Annotated in this window: 15 protein-coding genes; 6 read left to right on the top strand and 9 right to left on the bottom strand. The window is 57.6% G+C overall.

The features are described 5' to 3' along the window. Positions 1–59 precede the first annotated feature (59 nt). Positions 60–1,091: an ATP-dependent 6-phosphofructokinase gene (locus tag RAE07_RS10090; protein WP_023021719.1), complete on the bottom strand. Its 1,032-nt coding sequence runs from the start codon at positions 1,089–1,091 to the stop codon at positions 60–62. Between the two features lie 24 nt (positions 1,092–1,115). Further along, positions 1,116–2,492 carry an MFS transporter gene (locus RAE07_RS10085; RefSeq protein WP_316327331.1) on the bottom strand — a complete coding sequence of 459 codons (1,377 nt, stop codon included), beginning with the start codon at positions 2,490–2,492 and terminating at the stop codon, positions 1,116–1,118. A 47-nt stretch (positions 2,493–2,539) separates the two neighbouring features. Here RAE07_RS10085 and RAE07_RS10080 point away from each other — a divergent pair, with 47 nt between their 5' ends. Then, complete coding sequence (locus RAE07_RS10080) at positions 2,540–2,863, top strand: hypothetical protein (protein WP_005323344.1); 324 nt, start codon at positions 2,540–2,542, stop codon at positions 2,861–2,863. 76 nt (positions 2,864–2,939) lie between these two features. Here the strand turns inward: RAE07_RS10080 and RAE07_RS10075 are convergent, their stop codons facing one another. From RAE07_RS10075 to gatC, 3 genes are all read right to left on the bottom strand, one after another. Next, on the bottom strand, positions 2,940–3,434 hold the full coding sequence (locus RAE07_RS10075) for an META domain-containing protein (RefSeq protein ID WP_239208881.1): 495 nt from the start codon (positions 3,432–3,434) through the stop codon (positions 2,940–2,942). An 87-nt stretch (positions 3,435–3,521) separates the two neighbouring features. Further along, a complete protein-coding gene (gene gatA, locus RAE07_RS10070) occupies positions 3,522–5,009 on the bottom strand; it encodes an Asp-tRNA(Asn)/Glu-tRNA(Gln) amidotransferase subunit GatA (RefSeq protein ID WP_239208879.1) in 1,488 nt (495 codons plus the stop codon). After that, positions 5,010–5,306 (bottom strand): Asp-tRNA(Asn)/Glu-tRNA(Gln) amidotransferase subunit GatC, encoded by a 297-nt coding sequence (gatC, locus tag RAE07_RS10065; RefSeq protein ID WP_034656449.1) that lies wholly within the window; start codon positions 5,304–5,306, stop codon positions 5,010–5,012. A 204-nt stretch (positions 5,307–5,510) separates the two neighbouring features. Here gatC and RAE07_RS10060 point away from each other — a divergent pair, with 204 nt between their 5' ends. Then, a complete protein-coding gene (locus RAE07_RS10060; RefSeq protein WP_239208877.1) occupies positions 5,511–6,170 on the top strand; it encodes an ACT domain-containing protein in 660 nt (219 codons plus the stop codon). Positions 6,171–6,180: 10 nt separating this feature from the next. On the opposite strand, the gene ligA is transcribed toward RAE07_RS10060, so the two are convergent. Next, a complete protein-coding gene (gene ligA / locus RAE07_RS10055) occupies positions 6,181–8,250 on the bottom strand; it encodes an NAD-dependent DNA ligase LigA (protein ID WP_524535623.1) in 2,070 nt (689 codons plus the stop codon). A 45-nt stretch (positions 8,251–8,295) separates the two neighbouring features. On the opposite strand from ligA, the gene RAE07_RS10050 reads away from it, so the two are divergent. Then, positions 8,296–8,967, top strand: coding sequence for a 3'-5' exonuclease (locus tag RAE07_RS10050; protein ID WP_200287671.1), 672 nt, complete (start codon positions 8,296–8,298; stop codon positions 8,965–8,967). 78 nt (positions 8,968–9,045) lie between these two features. Further along, complete coding sequence (locus tag RAE07_RS10045) at positions 9,046–10,167, top strand: DUF8462 domain-containing protein (RefSeq protein ID WP_317001780.1); 1,122 nt, start codon at positions 9,046–9,048, stop codon at positions 10,165–10,167. Here the strand turns inward: RAE07_RS10045 and RAE07_RS10040 are convergent. Then, complete coding sequence (locus tag RAE07_RS10040) at positions 10,164–11,057, bottom strand: uroporphyrinogen decarboxylase/cobalamine-independent methonine synthase family protein (RefSeq protein ID WP_396127274.1); 894 nt, start codon at positions 11,055–11,057, stop codon at positions 10,164–10,166. The two genes, RAE07_RS10045 and RAE07_RS10040, sit on opposite strands and share 4 nt — an antisense overlap. Before the next feature lie 24 nt (positions 11,058–11,081). Beyond that, positions 11,082–12,167: a tRNA 2-thiouridine(34) synthase MnmA gene (gene mnmA, locus RAE07_RS10035; RefSeq protein ID WP_023021730.1), complete on the bottom strand. Its 1,086-nt coding sequence runs from the start codon at positions 12,165–12,167 to the stop codon at positions 11,082–11,084. Between the two features lie 94 nt (positions 12,168–12,261). Between mnmA and RAE07_RS10030 the strand changes: the two genes are divergently transcribed. Continuing rightward, positions 12,262–13,098 carry a spermidine synthase gene (locus RAE07_RS10030; RefSeq protein ID WP_239205686.1) on the top strand — a complete coding sequence of 279 codons (837 nt, stop codon included), beginning with the start codon at positions 12,262–12,264 and terminating at the stop codon, positions 13,096–13,098. Here the strand turns inward: RAE07_RS10030 and RAE07_RS10025 are convergent. Further along, positions 13,079–14,239 (bottom strand): glycoside hydrolase family 25 protein, encoded by a 1,161-nt coding sequence (locus RAE07_RS10025; protein WP_317001779.1) that lies wholly within the window; start codon positions 14,237–14,239, stop codon positions 13,079–13,081. The genes RAE07_RS10030 and RAE07_RS10025 overlap by 20 nt on opposite strands. A 208-nt stretch (positions 14,240–14,447) precedes the next feature. Between RAE07_RS10025 and RAE07_RS10020 the strand changes: the two genes are divergently transcribed. Then, positions 14,448–15,290: an HNH endonuclease gene (locus RAE07_RS10020; protein ID WP_317001778.1), complete on the top strand. Its 843-nt coding sequence runs from the start codon at positions 14,448–14,450 to the stop codon at positions 15,288–15,290. Positions 15,291–15,374 lie beyond the last annotated feature (84 nt).

Here is a 15,374-nt window from a genome sequence, read left to right as displayed (position 1 = left end):
AAAGAATACGCTCCCACGCAGTGGGAGCGCTATCCTAATATTCGAAATGTGCGCGGTCTCTACCCAAAGAGCGCTTGTGCATTGCGGTAACGCGATTCCGGCACTGTCTTAAGGGTTCCCACGGCCTCCTCCAACGGAACTAGATCAATATCCTCGCCATGGAGAGCTACACACATACCTGACTTGCCCTCATGGGTAGCACGGGCTGCGTGCACGCCGTATCGAGTTGCCAGAACGCGGTCATAGGCAGTCGGTGTACCGCCGCGCTGGATGTGTCCCAGCACCGTCGTTCGCACGTCATATCCAGTGCGCGCCTTGATCTCATCGCCAATGACCTGACCAATACCGTTGAAAGTCTGGTGGCCAAACTGATCCACGCCGCCGGCTTCAAAGTCCATCGTCCCCTCCTTGGGGAGGGCGCCTTCTGCAACGCAGATGATGCCGTATTTTTCACCCATTTGGAAGCGGCGCTCCATCGCCTTGGTGATTTCTGCGATATCGAAGGGCTCCTCGGGCACCACCGTGTAATGCGCGCCACCGGCCATGCCCGCGTGCAAGGCAATCCACCCCACATGGCGGCCCATAACCTCCACAATCAGAATACGGTTATGCGATTCCGCGGTGGTATGTAAGCGGTCAATAGCATCGGTAGCTACAGATACTGCGGTATCAAAACCAAAGGTGTAGTCGGTGGCATTGACGTCGTTGTCAATGGTCTTTGGAACACCTACTACCGGCACCCCATTATCAGATAGCCACTTTGCCCCCTTGAGGGTTCCCTCGCCTCCGATGGCAATGAGGGCATCCACCTCGGCATCGGCCATATTGGATTTAATCTGATCAAGACCCGCTTTGAACTTATCCGGATGCAGGCGGCCAGTGCCTAGGATGGTGCCACCGCGCAACAAAATGCGGTCGATTTCTGCATCATCATAGAGGTCGCGGCGGCGGTCCTCCATCAGGCCCACCCAACCGTCTTCATAACCTACGACGGTATCTCCAAATTCATTGGATGCGGTACGCACAACCGCACGAATTACAGCATTGAGGCCGGGGCAATCGCCACCGGACGTTAAAACACCTAGACGCATACCTACCAATCTAGCGCGCTATTTTTAGCCCTGCAGAGTGTCCCGAAAGCAGAGAGCAGAAACCAAGCCCACCACCAGCGCAACTACGATGACAAGGAGCGAATTAATAAGTGCCACTGCTGGGTCACCTGTTTGCATAACGGCAGACACTAAGGCGACGCCCACTACGGATCCCACTTGGCGGGAGGTGTTATACACACCGGATGCAGCACCCATGAGCTCCGGCGAAATATCGCGCAAGGTGGTAGCTGCGTTGGAACCCCAGATGAAGGACTGCCCCACGCCAAGGCCTGCAATGGGCAGCCCGAGCACCCACGGCAAGGCGTCTACATGCATCACCCACCATGCCGCAAGCAGAGAAAGAATAAGGAGGGAAAATCCCACCACTCCAAGAATTCGAGGATTCACATAATCCGCCATAATTCCCGCGAGCGGAGATATCAGTAGAGAAATCAGAGCCATTGGCGCCACGATAATGCCAGCCTCGCCTGCTGGAATGCCCTGCATGGTCTGCAGCCACAACATGATGGGTAGCATCACTGCAGCCGCCATAAACCCCATGGCAATAATGCCCACCGAGCCGGCAAGGTAATTGCGGTCGCGAAAGAGCGTCAGCGGCACCAGCGGGCTCGCCCCGCGGGCATCGGCGGTAGCCTGCAACCGAATAAAACCTGCGCTAGCGATTGCTCCGGCGAGCAGAATAAGCCAAATGGTCCAGCCCCACCCCAGTACTGGTCCCTGTTGGATGCCAAAGACAATCGCCGCCAACGCGATCAGAGAAACAACGGCCGATGGCGCATCGATGGACTGCGCGGTAGTAGGCAACTCGGGCACCCACAACAGCGCCAGCACGATGGCCAGCATCACGAAAGGAATATGTACCCAAAAGGCGGCCTGCCAACCGAAGTTTCCCACTAAGAAGCCTCCGGCGAGTGGACCGACAAGTGCTGCAATCGAGCCGATTACACCCCACACGCCCAACGCACGTCCACGGCGCTCGCGTGCGAAGATTCGGTTGATGACGGGCATACTTTGCGGCATCTGGAGAGATGCCCCTACGCCTTGCACGGCACGCGCGGCAATGAGTACTTCTACTTGGGGAGCTATGGCACAAACCATCGCACCGACCCCGAAGATAGCCACGCCCAGACAAAACATCCGGCGTTGGCCCAAAACGTCGCCCAGACGGCCGGCGAAGAGCAACGGCACCACTGCAGCCAATAAATAGGACGCGGATACCCACATGGCCTGGTTTACACCCGCGTCTAGATCACGTTGCAGGTTCGGCAGCGCGACCGCCACCATGGATTGGTCCAGAAGAGACACAAAGAATCCCAGGGACAGTGCAAACATGGCGCGCCATGCTTGGCGCTCAGGCGGCAAGTGCGTCTCCACAGTCATAGCCATAAAGTCTAGCGGGGCCAGAAGTATCGGCCTAGACTGGCCGCATGTCCATGATTGATATCAAAAAGCCCCAAGACGTATCTACCGCCACTACTGTCACCCTCGGTCTTATCGGCGGGTGGGTGACCGCCCGCGAGACCGGAATCCGCCCGCTCGGCGGCGTTATCCTCGCCGCCGCTGGCGTGTGGGCAGGCCGCTCTTGGGCAAAGAAAACCACTCCGGCTACCACTGCTGGCCTGTGTGCACTCTACGTGGGCGCATTCGGCGCCTCCCACCCGTTGGCGAAGAAGATTGGCGCCTGGCCAGCCGTCCTTAGCGTGACCGCGGCCTCGGCGGGCGCAGCCTATGCGCTTTCCGACGCCAAGTAATCCCCCCACACACACAAAATGCGCACCATGCCCGAAGACATGGTGCGCATCTTTAGTTTTAGTGTGCTGCGAGTTTTTACTTGGCAACACTAAACTCGGCCGCAGCTTCCTCGCTGCCCAAGGCGACGGTGCCGCCAGGGAGGTTAAAGAAGGAAGGCTTGGACTCAAGGAGGCCGAGCAGGGCGTCGGAAAGCTGCTGCGTATGCTCATCGCACGCCGCGCGGGTGGAGTTAAACTCGCCGACGCTGATGGTGCCATCCGCAGCCACCTTGTAGGTGGTGGTGTAAGTATTGCAGCCATCATTCATCACCAAGGAGTGGTCCTTGGCAAATTCGACGCTAAACTTTCCTTCTTCCTTAATGGAGTGGAGAGTTCCAGTGATGGTCTGCCCCTCGATGTGAGGCTCCAGCTTCTCCGCGCCCTTCGGCAGCGGGGCAATAAGCCCAGAGTTGGTCGGCGCGGTCATGCTGAACCCCGGATCGATGGAGGGCACCTGCGCGGCATTGGCAACGCCCACGCCCATGAGTGCAGCGGCGGACAGCGAAAAAATTGCGGTCTTCTTGAAATGCATACCCGATAATTTTACCCCCGCCGAATACAAATTCAACGGGGGCAGATAAACCTTTATGGAATTGCCAGGGACCCCACAGGAAGTCGCTTATTTATTGCGGCCAGCTTCATAGGCAGCGCCGACCTTGTACAGGCGGTCATCTTGGAAGGCTGGCGCCATGATCTGCAGACCGGTGGGCAAATTGGTATCGCTTGCCATACCGGATGGCACAGACATGCCGCACAGGCCAGCCAGGTTCAGCGGCAGAGTGCACAGGTCAAAGTTGTACATTGCCATCGGATCCTCGGCCTTCTCCCCCAGCTTAAACGCGGTAGTCGGGGTGGTCGGGGAAACAATTACGTCAACCTGCTCGAAGGCGCGAGCAAAGTCCTGGGCAATGAGCGTACGCACGCGCTGCGCCTGCAGATAGTAGGCATCGTAGTAGCCCACGGACAGTGCATAAGTACCCAGCATGATGCGGCGCTTGACCTCTGGGCCAAAGCCTTCTGCACGAGACTGGGACATGACCTGCTCGGCAGAGTGGGAGCCGTCATCTCCCGCACGCAGGCCGTAGCGCATGCCATCGAAACGCGCCAGGTTAGAGGACACCTCGCACGGCATGATCAGGTAGTACGCTGCCAGGGCGTCGTCAAAGTGCGGGCAATCTACCTCGACAATCTCCGCACCCTGCTCGCGCAACTGCTCAACGGCGGCATGGTAGTTCTCCATCACGCCTTCCTGCCAGCCATCGCGCTCAAATTGCTTAATCAGGCCGACCTTGACTCCAGAGAGGTCCCCCGTAGCACCCTCGCGTGCAGCGGCGACAACCGGCGCTACCGGCTTATCAACGGAAGTAGCATCGAAAGCATCGTGGCCAGCGATGACCTCGTGCAGGAGCGCGGTATCGAGGACAGTGCGGCCGCACGGGCCCGCTTGGTCGAGGGACGAGGCAGCAGCGATAAGACCGTAGCGGGACACGGTGCCGTAGGTCGGCTTTACGCCAACGGTGTTGGTCAGTGCAGCTGGCTGGCGGATGGAACCACCGGTATCGGTACCGATGCCAAGCGGCGCCTGACCGGATGCAAGCGCAGCAGCGGTACCACCGCCGGAGCCGCCTGGGGTGCGCTCCGTGTCATAAGGGTTATGCGCTGGGCCAAAAGCAGAGTTCTCATTGGAAGAACCCATAGCAAACTCATCCAGGTTGGTCTTGCCCAGGATGGGGATTCCAGCCTCGCGCAGGCGCTTGGTCACGGTGGCGTCATAGGGAGAAACGTAGCCCTCCAGCATCTTGGAAGCGGCGGTTGTCGGCGCATCGGTGGTAACCAGCAGGTCCTTAAGCGCCAGCGGCACGCCGGCCAGACCAGAAGCAGGCTCTTCGCCGGCATCGAGTGCCTTATCCACGGCGTCGGCAGCCGCGAGGGCTTCTTCCGCACCCACATGCAGGAAGGAGTTGAGCTCCTCGTTGGTCTCTGCAATGCGGTCTAGGAATGCCTGGGTTACCTCGCGGGAAGTAATTTCACGGGCGTGAATCTTCTCCGCCAGCTCGGCAGCAGTCAGGGAGGTCAGGCCCTCCGCGGGAACGGTCAGGTTAGACATTTATTCTCCTCCCAGGATCTGTGGCACAACGAAGCGCTCTTCTTCTACGGCCGGTGCTTGGTCCAAGGCCTGTTCTGCAGTAAGGGTGCGCACAATAACGTCCTCGCGCATCGGGGCGTCCACGGAGTGCGGGTGGCTCATCGGCTCCACGCCCTCGGTATCAACGTTTCCCACCGCGGAAACCGAATCAACAATTTCATCAATCTGCGTTGCGAACTGGGCTAGCTCTTCCTCACTGAGGGCCAGGCGGGAAAGCTTGGCGAGGTGGGCTACCTCATCACGCGAAATCTCAGACACGCGAACTCCATCCTTTTTCTGCATAATTGACACGCGGGTGAAAAATATTCACCGTCAGCATGTACTATGTGAATTGCTAACGACCCATGGTACTGCACCGACCACGACGGTTGCCGCGTCACCCCAAATTTGCGTTGCTTGAAGCCCGCATTGTGACGCACGTATCATGTCTGGGACTACAAACTACCGAAAGCGTGCAAGACCATGTCCTTTTTGATCCGCGTACTGCTCCCCGATGCTCCTGGCAGCTTGGGCCAGCTTGCCGACGCCTTTGGACTCGTCGATGGCAATATCCAATCGGTCGATATCGTAGAAAACTTTCCCGATGGAACAGTCATGGATGACATTGTCATTGAGTTGCCGCAAGGCACCATGGCCGATGTCCTCATTACCGCCGCCTCCTCTGTCGAGGGCGTGGAGGTCGACTCCATCCGCCCATTCAGCGGCCGCGTAGACCGCCGCGGGCAAATCGAGCTCCTTGCACGAGTTGCCCATGCCACGAATGTCACTGCCGCTATGGAAGAGGTAGTAGCCGCGATCCCAAGGGCTCTAACCTCCACGTGGTGCATCGTCATCGACAATAACGAGCCCATCCACCGCGTAGCTTCTTCCAATGCCGCCCCCGAAGATGATGGAACCGTTCCTCACGATATTGAGGTGGAAAGCGCCCGCGTGCTCAGCCCCGAGCGTGATGAATGGATCCCGGAAAGTTGGTCCCTTCTCGATTCCGCCCTAGCCGCCGCCCCGCTCGGCGATACCGGCCTAGTTATAGCCATGGGCCGCACCGGCGGCCCTGACTACCTAGCTTCCGAGGTGGAGCACCTAGGTCACATCGGCACTATCTTGGGCAGCTTCCTCAAGTAGCCGGACCGATTTAGGCTTCACCTGTTTCTAGTAGCTGCTGGAATTCCGCTTCATTGAGAATCGGGATTTCCAGCTCACGGGCTTTATCCTCCTTCGAACCGGCGTTTTCGCCAGCCACGAGATAGGAGGTCTTCTTCGAGACCGAACCGGTAGCCTTTCCGCCACGAGAAACAATAGCTTCTTTCGCGGAATCACGGGTGAAGTTCTCCAAGCTGCCGGTCACCACGATGGTCAGACCCTCTAGAGTCTGCTCCTTGTGGTCTTCCACCGCTACCTCCATAGCCACCCCTGCGGCAGCCCATTTGTCCACGATAGTGCGGTGCCAGTCCACTTCGAACCAATCATGGAAAGATTGTGCGATGGTCATACCCACGCCATCGACTTCTGCCAGCTCCTCCGTTTTGGCTGCGCGTAGCTTTTCCATGGCTCCATAGCGGGAGGCCAGCGCCCGAGCGGCAATTGGCCCCACGTGACGAATAGACAGCGCGACCAGGACGCGCCAGAAGTCACGGCCTTTGACCTCATCCAGATTCTTTAACAAGTTCTGTCCGGCCGTATTGACCTTGACATTTCCTTCTTTTTTGGTGCGCTTGTCCTTTGTATCCTTCTTCGCCGTGTAGACGTCCGAGGCCAGGAGCTTTTCCTCGGTGAGCTCGAAAAGCTCTGATTCGTCGACGAGAATACCATTTTCAATTAAGTCCATTGCCCCCTTCTCGCCCAGGGCCTCAATGTCCAGTGCCTTGCGCGAGGCCAAATACTCCAAGCGCGCGGAAAGCTGTGCTGGGCACGATTGGGTATTGGGGCACCGCCAATCCGCGTCGCCGTCTTTTTGTGGGGCCAACTTCGTGCCGCATGCCGGGCAGTTCTCCGGGAATGCCCACTCATACTCGCTACCATCGCGCTGCTCGCGCACTGGTCCGAGCACCTCCGGGATAATCTCGCCCGCCTTGCGAATGATGACGGTATCCCCGATAAGCACACCCTTGCGCTTTACCTCGGACTGATTATGCAAGGTAGCCATGGACACTGTGGAACCGGAGACAAAGACCGGCTCCATAATGGCAAACGGGGTCACTCGCCCGGTACGCCCAACACCCACCTCAATACCCTTAAGCTTTGTAGTCACCTCTTCCGGTGGATACTTATAGGCAATGGCCCAGCGCGGGGCGCGGGAAGTCGCACCCAGTGCGCGCTGCGAGCCCAAATCATCTACCTTGACGACGAGTCCATCCATCTCAAAGATGGCATCGTGGCGGTGTTCTGCCCAATGTGCCACCTCGTCCTGGACCTGCTCAGCCGAGTAAACCTGCTTGGTATATGGGGAAACGGGCAGCCCCCAAGCCGCAATTGCCTTATAAGCATCATGTTGGGAAGTGGGTGAAAATCCCTCGCGCGCGCCTAGCCCGTGACACACCATTTTCAGGCGGCGCTTTTTCACCTCGGCGCGATCCTTCATGCGCAGTCCACCTGCCGCGGCATTGCGCGGATTAGCAAACTTTTCCTTGCCATCGGCCGCGCGCTCCTCATTGATCTCTTCAAAATCCTCGGGGCGCATATAGACTTCGCCGCGAATCTCGATCAGCTCTGGGACCGGGTATTCATCTGTCCCCTTGAGCTCATGCGGAATGTCTTCAATCACGCGTGCATTAGCAGTGATGTCTTCGCCCACTGTGCCATCGCCACGGGTCGCGGCGGTAGTCAGGCGCCCATTGCGATAGACCAAATCGATAGACAAGCCATCAATCTTGAGCTCAGTCAGATAAGTCTTTGCTGGGGTTCTATCGAGCCAATCCTGCATCTCGCCAGCGCTAAAGACATTGTCCAAGCTCATCATGGGCTCAAGGTGTTCAATATCCTCACCGGCGCTCGGTGCAGCACCCACCTGCTGGGTAGGTGAATCAGGCACGGCAAGCTCAGGATGTTCTTCTTCGAGTGCAAGAAGGCGTTGGAAGAGGGCATCAAAGTCGGCGTCGGGAATAGCCGGCTCACCGTTGTAGTACAGGTTGCGGTGGCGGCGCACTTCCTGCGCAAGGTCATTCCATTCACGGTGCAGATCAACTGGATTAGTCACGCTGCTCAAGTGTAGCTATCCCTCGTGTCGGGGCTAGCTACTAAGGTATTGATCATGACTTTCGACGCCTCCCGCATGCTCGCCTTCGACCTTGAGACCACCTCGGCCAATCCCAAAGAAGCCCGCATCGTCACCTCTGCCTTAGTCCGCATTGATGGCCGCGATGTACAAAAGGTGGAGCACCTCGCCGATCCCGGAATCGAGATCCCGGAGGAAGCGACCAACGTGCATGGCATCACTACCGAAAAAGCCCGCGCCGAGGGCCGACCGCACGAAGAGGTTCTGAAAGATACGGTCGCGGCCATCAAGGCCGCCTGGGAGGATGGTCTAACGCTCATTGTCTACAACGCTGCTTTTGATCTCACCGTGCTGCGGAGCCTCACCGGCGATTTCACGGTCACTGGCCCGGTCTATGACCCCTATGTAATCGACCGCGTCAGCGATAAATGGCGCAAGGGCAAGCGCACCCTTGGCGCAGTGTGCGAGCACTACGGCGTCGAGTTGGGCAACGCCCACGAAGCTACTGCCGATGCCCTCGCAGCCGCCCGCGTCGCTTGGAAACAGGTACGCCAGCACTACCCCAACTTGGCGCAGATGGATGAAAACGAGCTCATGGAATTCCAGGCGGTCAAGTGGTACGAGGATCGGACTGCATTTAAGAAATACCTAGAGGGCAAGGGCCGCGATGCCTCGGATGTCTCGACTGCATGGCCCCTCATCGGATAAAGTCTCCCAAATCTCCTAGATCTCCAAGTACGGCTAAAAGTCTCCCAAATCTCCGACAACAAGGGTTACACTAGCGTTATGGAAAATCCGTTCCGCCCTACATTCGGCGCTCCTCCCCTGTTCTGGGTCGGGCGCGGTATCGTGCTCGATAGCTTCCGAACTGCGCTCGATGGCTCGGCAGGCAATACTTCCCGCTCCATGGTGCTCAGCGGTGCAAGGGGCATCGGCAAGACTGTTCTCATCAACGAGTTGGAGGACATCGCCGAGGCCCGAGGGTGGGTAACGCTACGCGCCTCAGGGCGCTCCACCATGGTCGAGGAACTGGTCAATACCACCATCCCCAGGCTGCTTGAACAACTCTCGCCGAGCGACAAGAAGAAGGTCAGCCGCATCGGCATCGGCGGCGTGGGATCAATCGGCTTCGACCATCAAAAGGAAGATCGCTTCACCCCCACGCTGAATACTCGCCTGCGTGAGCTTTCCACAGAGCTAAAAGGCACCGGAATCCTGCTTACCATCGACGAGGTGCAAGACGCCGATGTCGATGAACTCACCACCATCGCCGTGGCCTACCAAGACCTGGTGCGCGATGAAATTGATATCGCTTTGGTAGCCGCCGGCCTTCCCCAAGGGGTCAACCACCTATTGGATTTGCCCGGGGTGACGTTTCTGCGCCGGGCCCAGAAGTTCGTCTTAGGACCGCTGTCTCCGGCCAATTCGCAGCAGGCTCTAGAGCACACAGCGTCTGGCTCGGGGTTAGAGTTTAGCCCCGAGGCGACTAGGGACGCCGCAGCGCTTACGCGCGGCTACCCGTACCTCGTGCAATTGGTTGGCTCGCTGGCATGGGAGCGCAGTCGCCAGAACCAAGAAAGTGGCATTTCTCAGGAGACGATTGCCTCGATAGCTCCAGATGCGATTTCAATTATGGGCGCGCAGGTACACCAGCCTGCGACGTTGACCTTGCCACCGGCACAGCGGGAGTTTTTGGAAGCAATGGCCGCAGTGGAGCTAGACGGCGTGGCCACCATCGCCGACATAGCAGGACACATGGACCGCACTGTACGATCCTTGTCCGCCACTCGCCAGCGGCTTATCGACGCCGACCTGATCGAACCCACCGCACACGGCAAACTGCGCTACGTCATCCCTTATATGGGCGAATACTTCACCGCCACGGATAGCCGCGGGCGTGTCGATTAAAGATCGCCGGCGTCCCGGACGAGGATGTCGGCGGTCTCAGTGACAGAACGAAGCGAACTAGCCGAAGCCGCACTGGGAAAAACATCGAAGTGGTCGACCAATAGCTCGCGCGGCATACCTATGCGATCAAGGTGGGAAGCTAGGGCGATTGCTTCCTCCCTCGCATCTTTGCCGAGAATGCCCAAGCCGATGCGGTAGCCCGCACTGAGGTGCTCGCCCAATCCGTCATAGTGCTGTGGGGTGGAAAGCTGCTGGCGAAAGCGCGAATCAACCAAAAAAGTCTTCGCTGCGCGCGCCACCGACCAAATAGGCGCAGCATGCACATAGTCGACCTCAAACGCTAAAAGGCTTTCTAGGACGACTTCCTCTGGGACCGCTGGTATCGAGTCAAAATCAGTAGTCCCGGGAATCCGGCCAGCAATGATATCTGCCAGTAGCGGTTCATCGAGTTGTACGTGCACCTCGCCGTGGAAACGGCTTGCCACATCGTGGGCATGGGTGTGGAGGCCGTGTAAGAGGGCATCGGAAAGCTCTGCGAAAGCGCTAGAGTCAGTGAACACGCGGTGGCCATCGGAGAGCTCGATGCTCGCCGCCAAAGACCAGGGCCCCAAGGCTTGCACCTTAATGTGGGAAACCGTCTCGCCCCAGACCCCCTGAACCTCATCGAGGTCGCGTTCTAAGCGATCCCAGGTCCGCCGCGTCAAAAGCTGCGGACGCGCAGTCATGCGCCACGACCGCGGACCACGATCGATATTGATGGCTTCGAGCATGCTGGCCGTACGCCCAACCGCATCGGAGCCGAGTCCCCTATCAGGAAGCTGCGGGATAGCGGGAAGGTCAGTCTCACTGATTATGATGTCCGCCGCCTCCGCTACGGAAGTGCCGGGCATGGGGCCAAGTGCAAAGCCGGCCATCTAGGCCGTCCCGCAAATGGTGCCGGACCCGATAACGATATCGCCAAGCTCGTCTGGCGACGGCAAATACAGCACCGCCGCCTGGCCACGAGCCACGCCGGAAAGCGGTTCCTTAAGCTCAAGGCGCATCTCATCCGCATCGCGGTCGACGTGCGCGACACAAGGCACCACGGAACCATGCGCACGCACCTGAACCTCGCACTCGAAGTCCCCATCCATGGCTGGGTGAAGGTACTTCAGGCGGTCAGCTTGAATTGAGGTCACGGCCAAGTCCTCGCGGGCACCGACGGTCACCGTGCCCGTAGAAGCATCGATGTCGGTGACGTAGCGGGGACGGCCGTCGGCAGCCGGCGCCTTGATGTCTAGGCCCTTTCGCTGACCGATGGTGTAGTTCCATGCACCATCGTGCTCTTTAAGCTCCGTGCCCTCCTGATCCACGATCAGGCCAGGGCGAAGCCCGATGCGAGCGCCCAAAAATGCCTGAGTGTTGCCGTCGGGAATGAAGCAAATATCATAGGAATCCGGCTTCTTCGCGGTGGAAAAGCCATGCGCCGCGGCCTCTTCACGGATCTGCGGCTTAGGAGTATCGCCAATGGGGAAAAAGCAGTGCTCCAGCTCTTCGGCCGAGATGACGCCCAAGACATAAGACTGGTCCTTATTCTCATCCAAAGAACGGCGCATGTAGCCGTTTTCGTCAATGGTGGCATAGTGACCCGTCGCCACAGCATCGAAGCCGAGCGCCATGCCCTTTTGTAGCAGTGCCCGGAACTTAATCTTCTCGTTGCAGCGCAAGCAAGGATTAGGTGTCTCGCCGCGAGCATAGGAATCCACGAAGTCCGTGATGACTTCTTCTCTAAATTCCTCCGAAAAATCCCACACATAGAAGGGGATGCCCAACTTATCGCAGATGCGGCGAGCATCGGCTGAATCCTCCAGCGAGCAGCAACCGCGCGCTTTCTCTCTGGTTTGCTGCGCGTCCTTGTGCAGGGCGAGGTGAACGCCAATCACCTCATGGCCAGCTTCTACCGCCCGGGCGGCGGCAACAGATGAGTCCACGCCGCCGGACATGGCAACCAATACTCGCATCTCGCTCCCCAATTCACCTTGACTACAGGCCCGAAAGTCTACTCCCTAGCCCCAACGCGGTTTAAATCGAATCCATTCCCTAAGCTTGTGTCACATGGGAAGAAAGCGAGCCTCCACCGAACAAGGAATCACCGGCACCTACGAAATCTCGACCGGAACAGCCGAGGTTGTGGCGGATGAGTTCCGCGATGGAGCCTATATCCTCAACGTTAACGGCGTGCCGAGTAGCCACATCGTGCTGGGCGAGCCAGAAGAATTGGAGTTCGAATACATGCGCTGGATTGCAGCGGCCGTCGAACACCTCAATACTCGGCCAGCGAATAAGCTGCGTGTCACCCACCTAGGTGGCGCAGGCTGCTCCCTTCCACGCTATTTTGCCAGCAAGCTCCCGGGTAGCCGCCACACGGTGGTCGAACTCGACGCCAAACTGGGGGAATTGGTGCGTACGCTTTTCGACGTCCCCCGTTCCCCTACCGTGAAGATCCGCGCCGGCGAAGCACGCAAAGAAACCGAGGGGTTCCTGCCCGCCAGCCGTGACATCATCATCCGTGATGTATTTGCTGGCGATAAGACTCCGGCTAGCCTCACCACCGTGGAGTTCTTCCAGGCTGCAAAGCAGGCACTAGAGCCAGGTGGACTCTATATTGCCAATTGCGGAGACCATTCTGATCTGCAGCTAGCAAAAAGCGAACTGGCCGGACTAAGCAAGGTTTTTGACCACCTCGCGGTCATCGCGGACCCACCAATGCTTAAAGGCCGGCGCTACGGAAACATCATCCTTATAGCCTCGGATACAGAAATGCCAGCCGAGGGCTCCATTGAAGCCGCTCAGCTGGCTAAGGCACTCCTTGGCGGGGCGGTGCCTGCCCACTACAAGGACGAGGCGTGGACCCGCGCGTTTTTCGCTGGTGCTACTGCAGCACGCGATTAAGTAGCGTGGCTACTTGGCCCGCATCGAAATCGGGAACATCAGCGCCAGCCTTCTTGGCCGCGTTCTTAGCCTCCGAAACTTCGGACTCGGAGACATTGCCAGACTTAACGTTGTTCACGTGACCGGCATTGTCCAACAGGATTGCTAGGTCACTGACAGAGAAGTTCCCCTTTGCCATATCACCCAGATCTTCTACTGGGAGGGCATCCTTGTCCTGCAAGGTCTTCACGAAGCCTGCTAGGCCTTGCGCTGCTTGGGGGTCAAGGCCGGACTTTTCGGCGGCGTCGACAAGCTGTGGTATCGCAATCAGTCCTGCTGCGAGGGCTAGGATAGCGCCGATAAGCGGCGTGCTGTCCGAGCTTAGGTCAACGCCATCGCCCACCACGAGCTGTTCGAGCGCGCCGCCGACATCCACATAATTTCCATCGCTAAAGGACTGCAGCTGCTGCTTGGAACCATTAAAAAGGTTCATATCAACGTCGGTAGGAATTCCTGCCACTTTGCCGGAGCCAGAACGCTGCCAGAAGGATAGCTTCTTCCAGCCACCCACGGCCTCGGGCGCCTGATCCTGATAGGCCGCAAGCCACAACGGCATATCCGAGAACTTCTGGGAGTTATTCATCTGCCCCATCCAGAAGTACTTGTAGGTGTAGATCATGGGAGTGCGGCCGGTAAGGCGCTTGAGCTCACTGGTAAATTCTTCGATCCACTGCTCCAACTGGGCCGCGGATTTACCTTCATCCACCTCGATATCGAGTGCGGGAGGCAATGTCTGATCTGGCGCCAGCGCAATCTGCGCGGCAAAGTTCGCCGCTTGCGTTTTGGCGTCAGTCGATGGACGAGCGTAGTGATATGCGCCTGTCTTAAGGCCGGCAGCGTGGGCGGCCTGAACATCTTCGACGTAGTGCGGATTTACCCAATCCCCACCCTCAGTTGCTTTTACAAATGCAAAAGACTGACCGTCAGTACGTACCTTAGACCAATCGATGGGCGTGCCGCCCGGGTGCTGGTGTGCCGCAACGTCCACGCCCTTAGGGGCGCCAAAGCTCACCGCCCGGGCAACAGCGGTACCACTAATAGCTAGTGCAGCCACGGTAACTACCGCAGTAATACTCTTTCGGAGTGCCTTCTTTGAAGTCATGCGCGTGAGTCTAACAATGGTTTCACTCTATCAACATCTTTAACACGCACCACTTGAGATAATTTTCTTTTCTTCTATTTCTGTCACCGTAGGCAATTTCACCATTTAGAACATATTTTTGCCCCCCTCTTGTGGCGGGCGCACCCACAGCGTAAGATAGACACCGTGAAGATTAGTTCAGCAGTTCTAATATTCGGGGGAAATAATTTTGGAAGCCTATTACATAGTCAATGATCCTAAAGATCCATTAGCAGTTAAAGCTACCGAAATCAGAAAGCAAGATTACCTTTTCTGGAAAGATGCCAAACCAGACTTAGAAGACGATTTCGACATTTCTTGCCATACCCTTGCCACCCGTACGGGATTGAGTGAGCGGCGCACGCGCGATATAACCATGGCGCTCTACCGGCTGGCTGAGTTACCTCTAACAATGACCCTGCAGGAAACCTACTACTTCCTGGATTTCTCTCGCCTCATTACTATCGACGCCGTACTTAGCAAGCTCGGTGATGTCCCTGCGGAAACCCTCGAGAGGATAGACCAAGAACTATCTCGTTATTTGACCCCCTCGAAGCCGGGACAGGTACTGCCCTCCAACACGAATTTACGGCGAAAACTCAATGGCCTCATTGCTATTGAAAACCCATCCACCGAAGAAAATAAAGAGGCTCCCACGAAGAATAACTCCTATTTCACCTACTCCAGCTTCGGTGGCAAAGCCGGGCTAGCAGTTGAATTTGACGAAACTACCCTTATAGCTATCGACGAACACATCAGCAAAGCCGCCGAGGAACATGGCCTTTCCAAGGCAGAAGCACTGGCCAAATTGATTCTGGGTGAAATTGAGTCTCGGACTAAGGTAGTTCTGCATATGTATCGCGCCCATGATCAGGAGTCTGCACCCGCGTTTATCCGGGGATTCGGATGGGTAAGCCCAGAGACCGCGGATAACCTGCGCCCCGCTCAGACGCGAGACATGGACTTAGCCAAAGAAATGGAAAGCGAAAGCTACGTGGCGGAATCAAGCGGTGGATGCGCCACGCTTGAATAGTTCGTTAAGTATTTCACGTGGGGTTGCGCCGCCGAGGATTTGTCGGGGTGTTTCGTTGAGCTCATTTTGCACCCACGCGACATG

Source organism: Corynebacterium nasorum (assembly GCF_032821635.1).
GTDB lineage: Bacteria > Actinomycetota > Actinomycetes > Mycobacteriales > Mycobacteriaceae > Corynebacterium > Corynebacterium kefirresidentii.
Note: the sequence above shows the minus strand (reverse complement) of the source record. Positions and strands in the feature narration are given on the sequence as shown.

Excerpts from the sequence above, each read along its gene's own strand:
- mnmA (WP_023021730.1), bottom strand. The coding sequence starts at position 12,167 with ATGCGAGTATTGGTTGCCATGTCCGGCGGCGTGGACTCATCTGTTGCC.
- RAE07_RS10085 (WP_316327331.1), bottom strand. The coding sequence starts at position 2,492 with ATGACTGTGGAGACGCACTTGCCGCCTGAGCGCCAAGCATGGCGCGCC.
- RAE07_RS10045 (WP_317001780.1), top strand. The coding sequence starts at position 9,046 with ATGGAAAATCCGTTCCGCCCTACATTCGGCGCTCCTCCCCTGTTCTGG.
- RAE07_RS10025 (WP_317001779.1), bottom strand. The coding sequence starts at position 14,239 with ATGACTTCAAAGAAGGCACTCCGAAAGAGTATTACTGCGGTAGTTACC.
- RAE07_RS10050 (WP_200287671.1), top strand. The coding sequence starts at position 8,296 with ATGACTTTCGACGCCTCCCGCATGCTCGCCTTCGACCTTGAGACCACC.
- RAE07_RS10090 (WP_023021719.1), bottom strand. The coding sequence starts at position 1,091 with ATGCGTCTAGGTGTTTTAACGTCCGGTGGCGATTGCCCCGGCCTCAAT.
- RAE07_RS10080 (WP_005323344.1), top strand. The coding sequence starts at position 2,540 with ATGTCCATGATTGATATCAAAAAGCCCCAAGACGTATCTACCGCCACT.
- RAE07_RS10040 (WP_396127274.1), bottom strand. The coding sequence starts at position 11,057 with ATGCCCGGCACTTCCGTAGCGGAGGCGGCGGACATCATAATCAGTGAG.
- gatA (WP_239208879.1), bottom strand. The coding sequence starts at position 5,009 with ATGTCTAACCTGACCGTTCCCGCGGAGGGCCTGACCTCCCTGACTGCT.
- RAE07_RS10075 (WP_239208881.1), bottom strand. The coding sequence starts at position 3,434 with ATGCATTTCAAGAAGACCGCAATTTTTTCGCTGTCCGCCGCTGCACTC.
- RAE07_RS10030 (WP_239205686.1), top strand. The coding sequence starts at position 12,262 with ATGGGAAGAAAGCGAGCCTCCACCGAACAAGGAATCACCGGCACCTAC.
- RAE07_RS10060 (WP_239208877.1), top strand. The coding sequence starts at position 5,511 with ATGTCCTTTTTGATCCGCGTACTGCTCCCCGATGCTCCTGGCAGCTTG.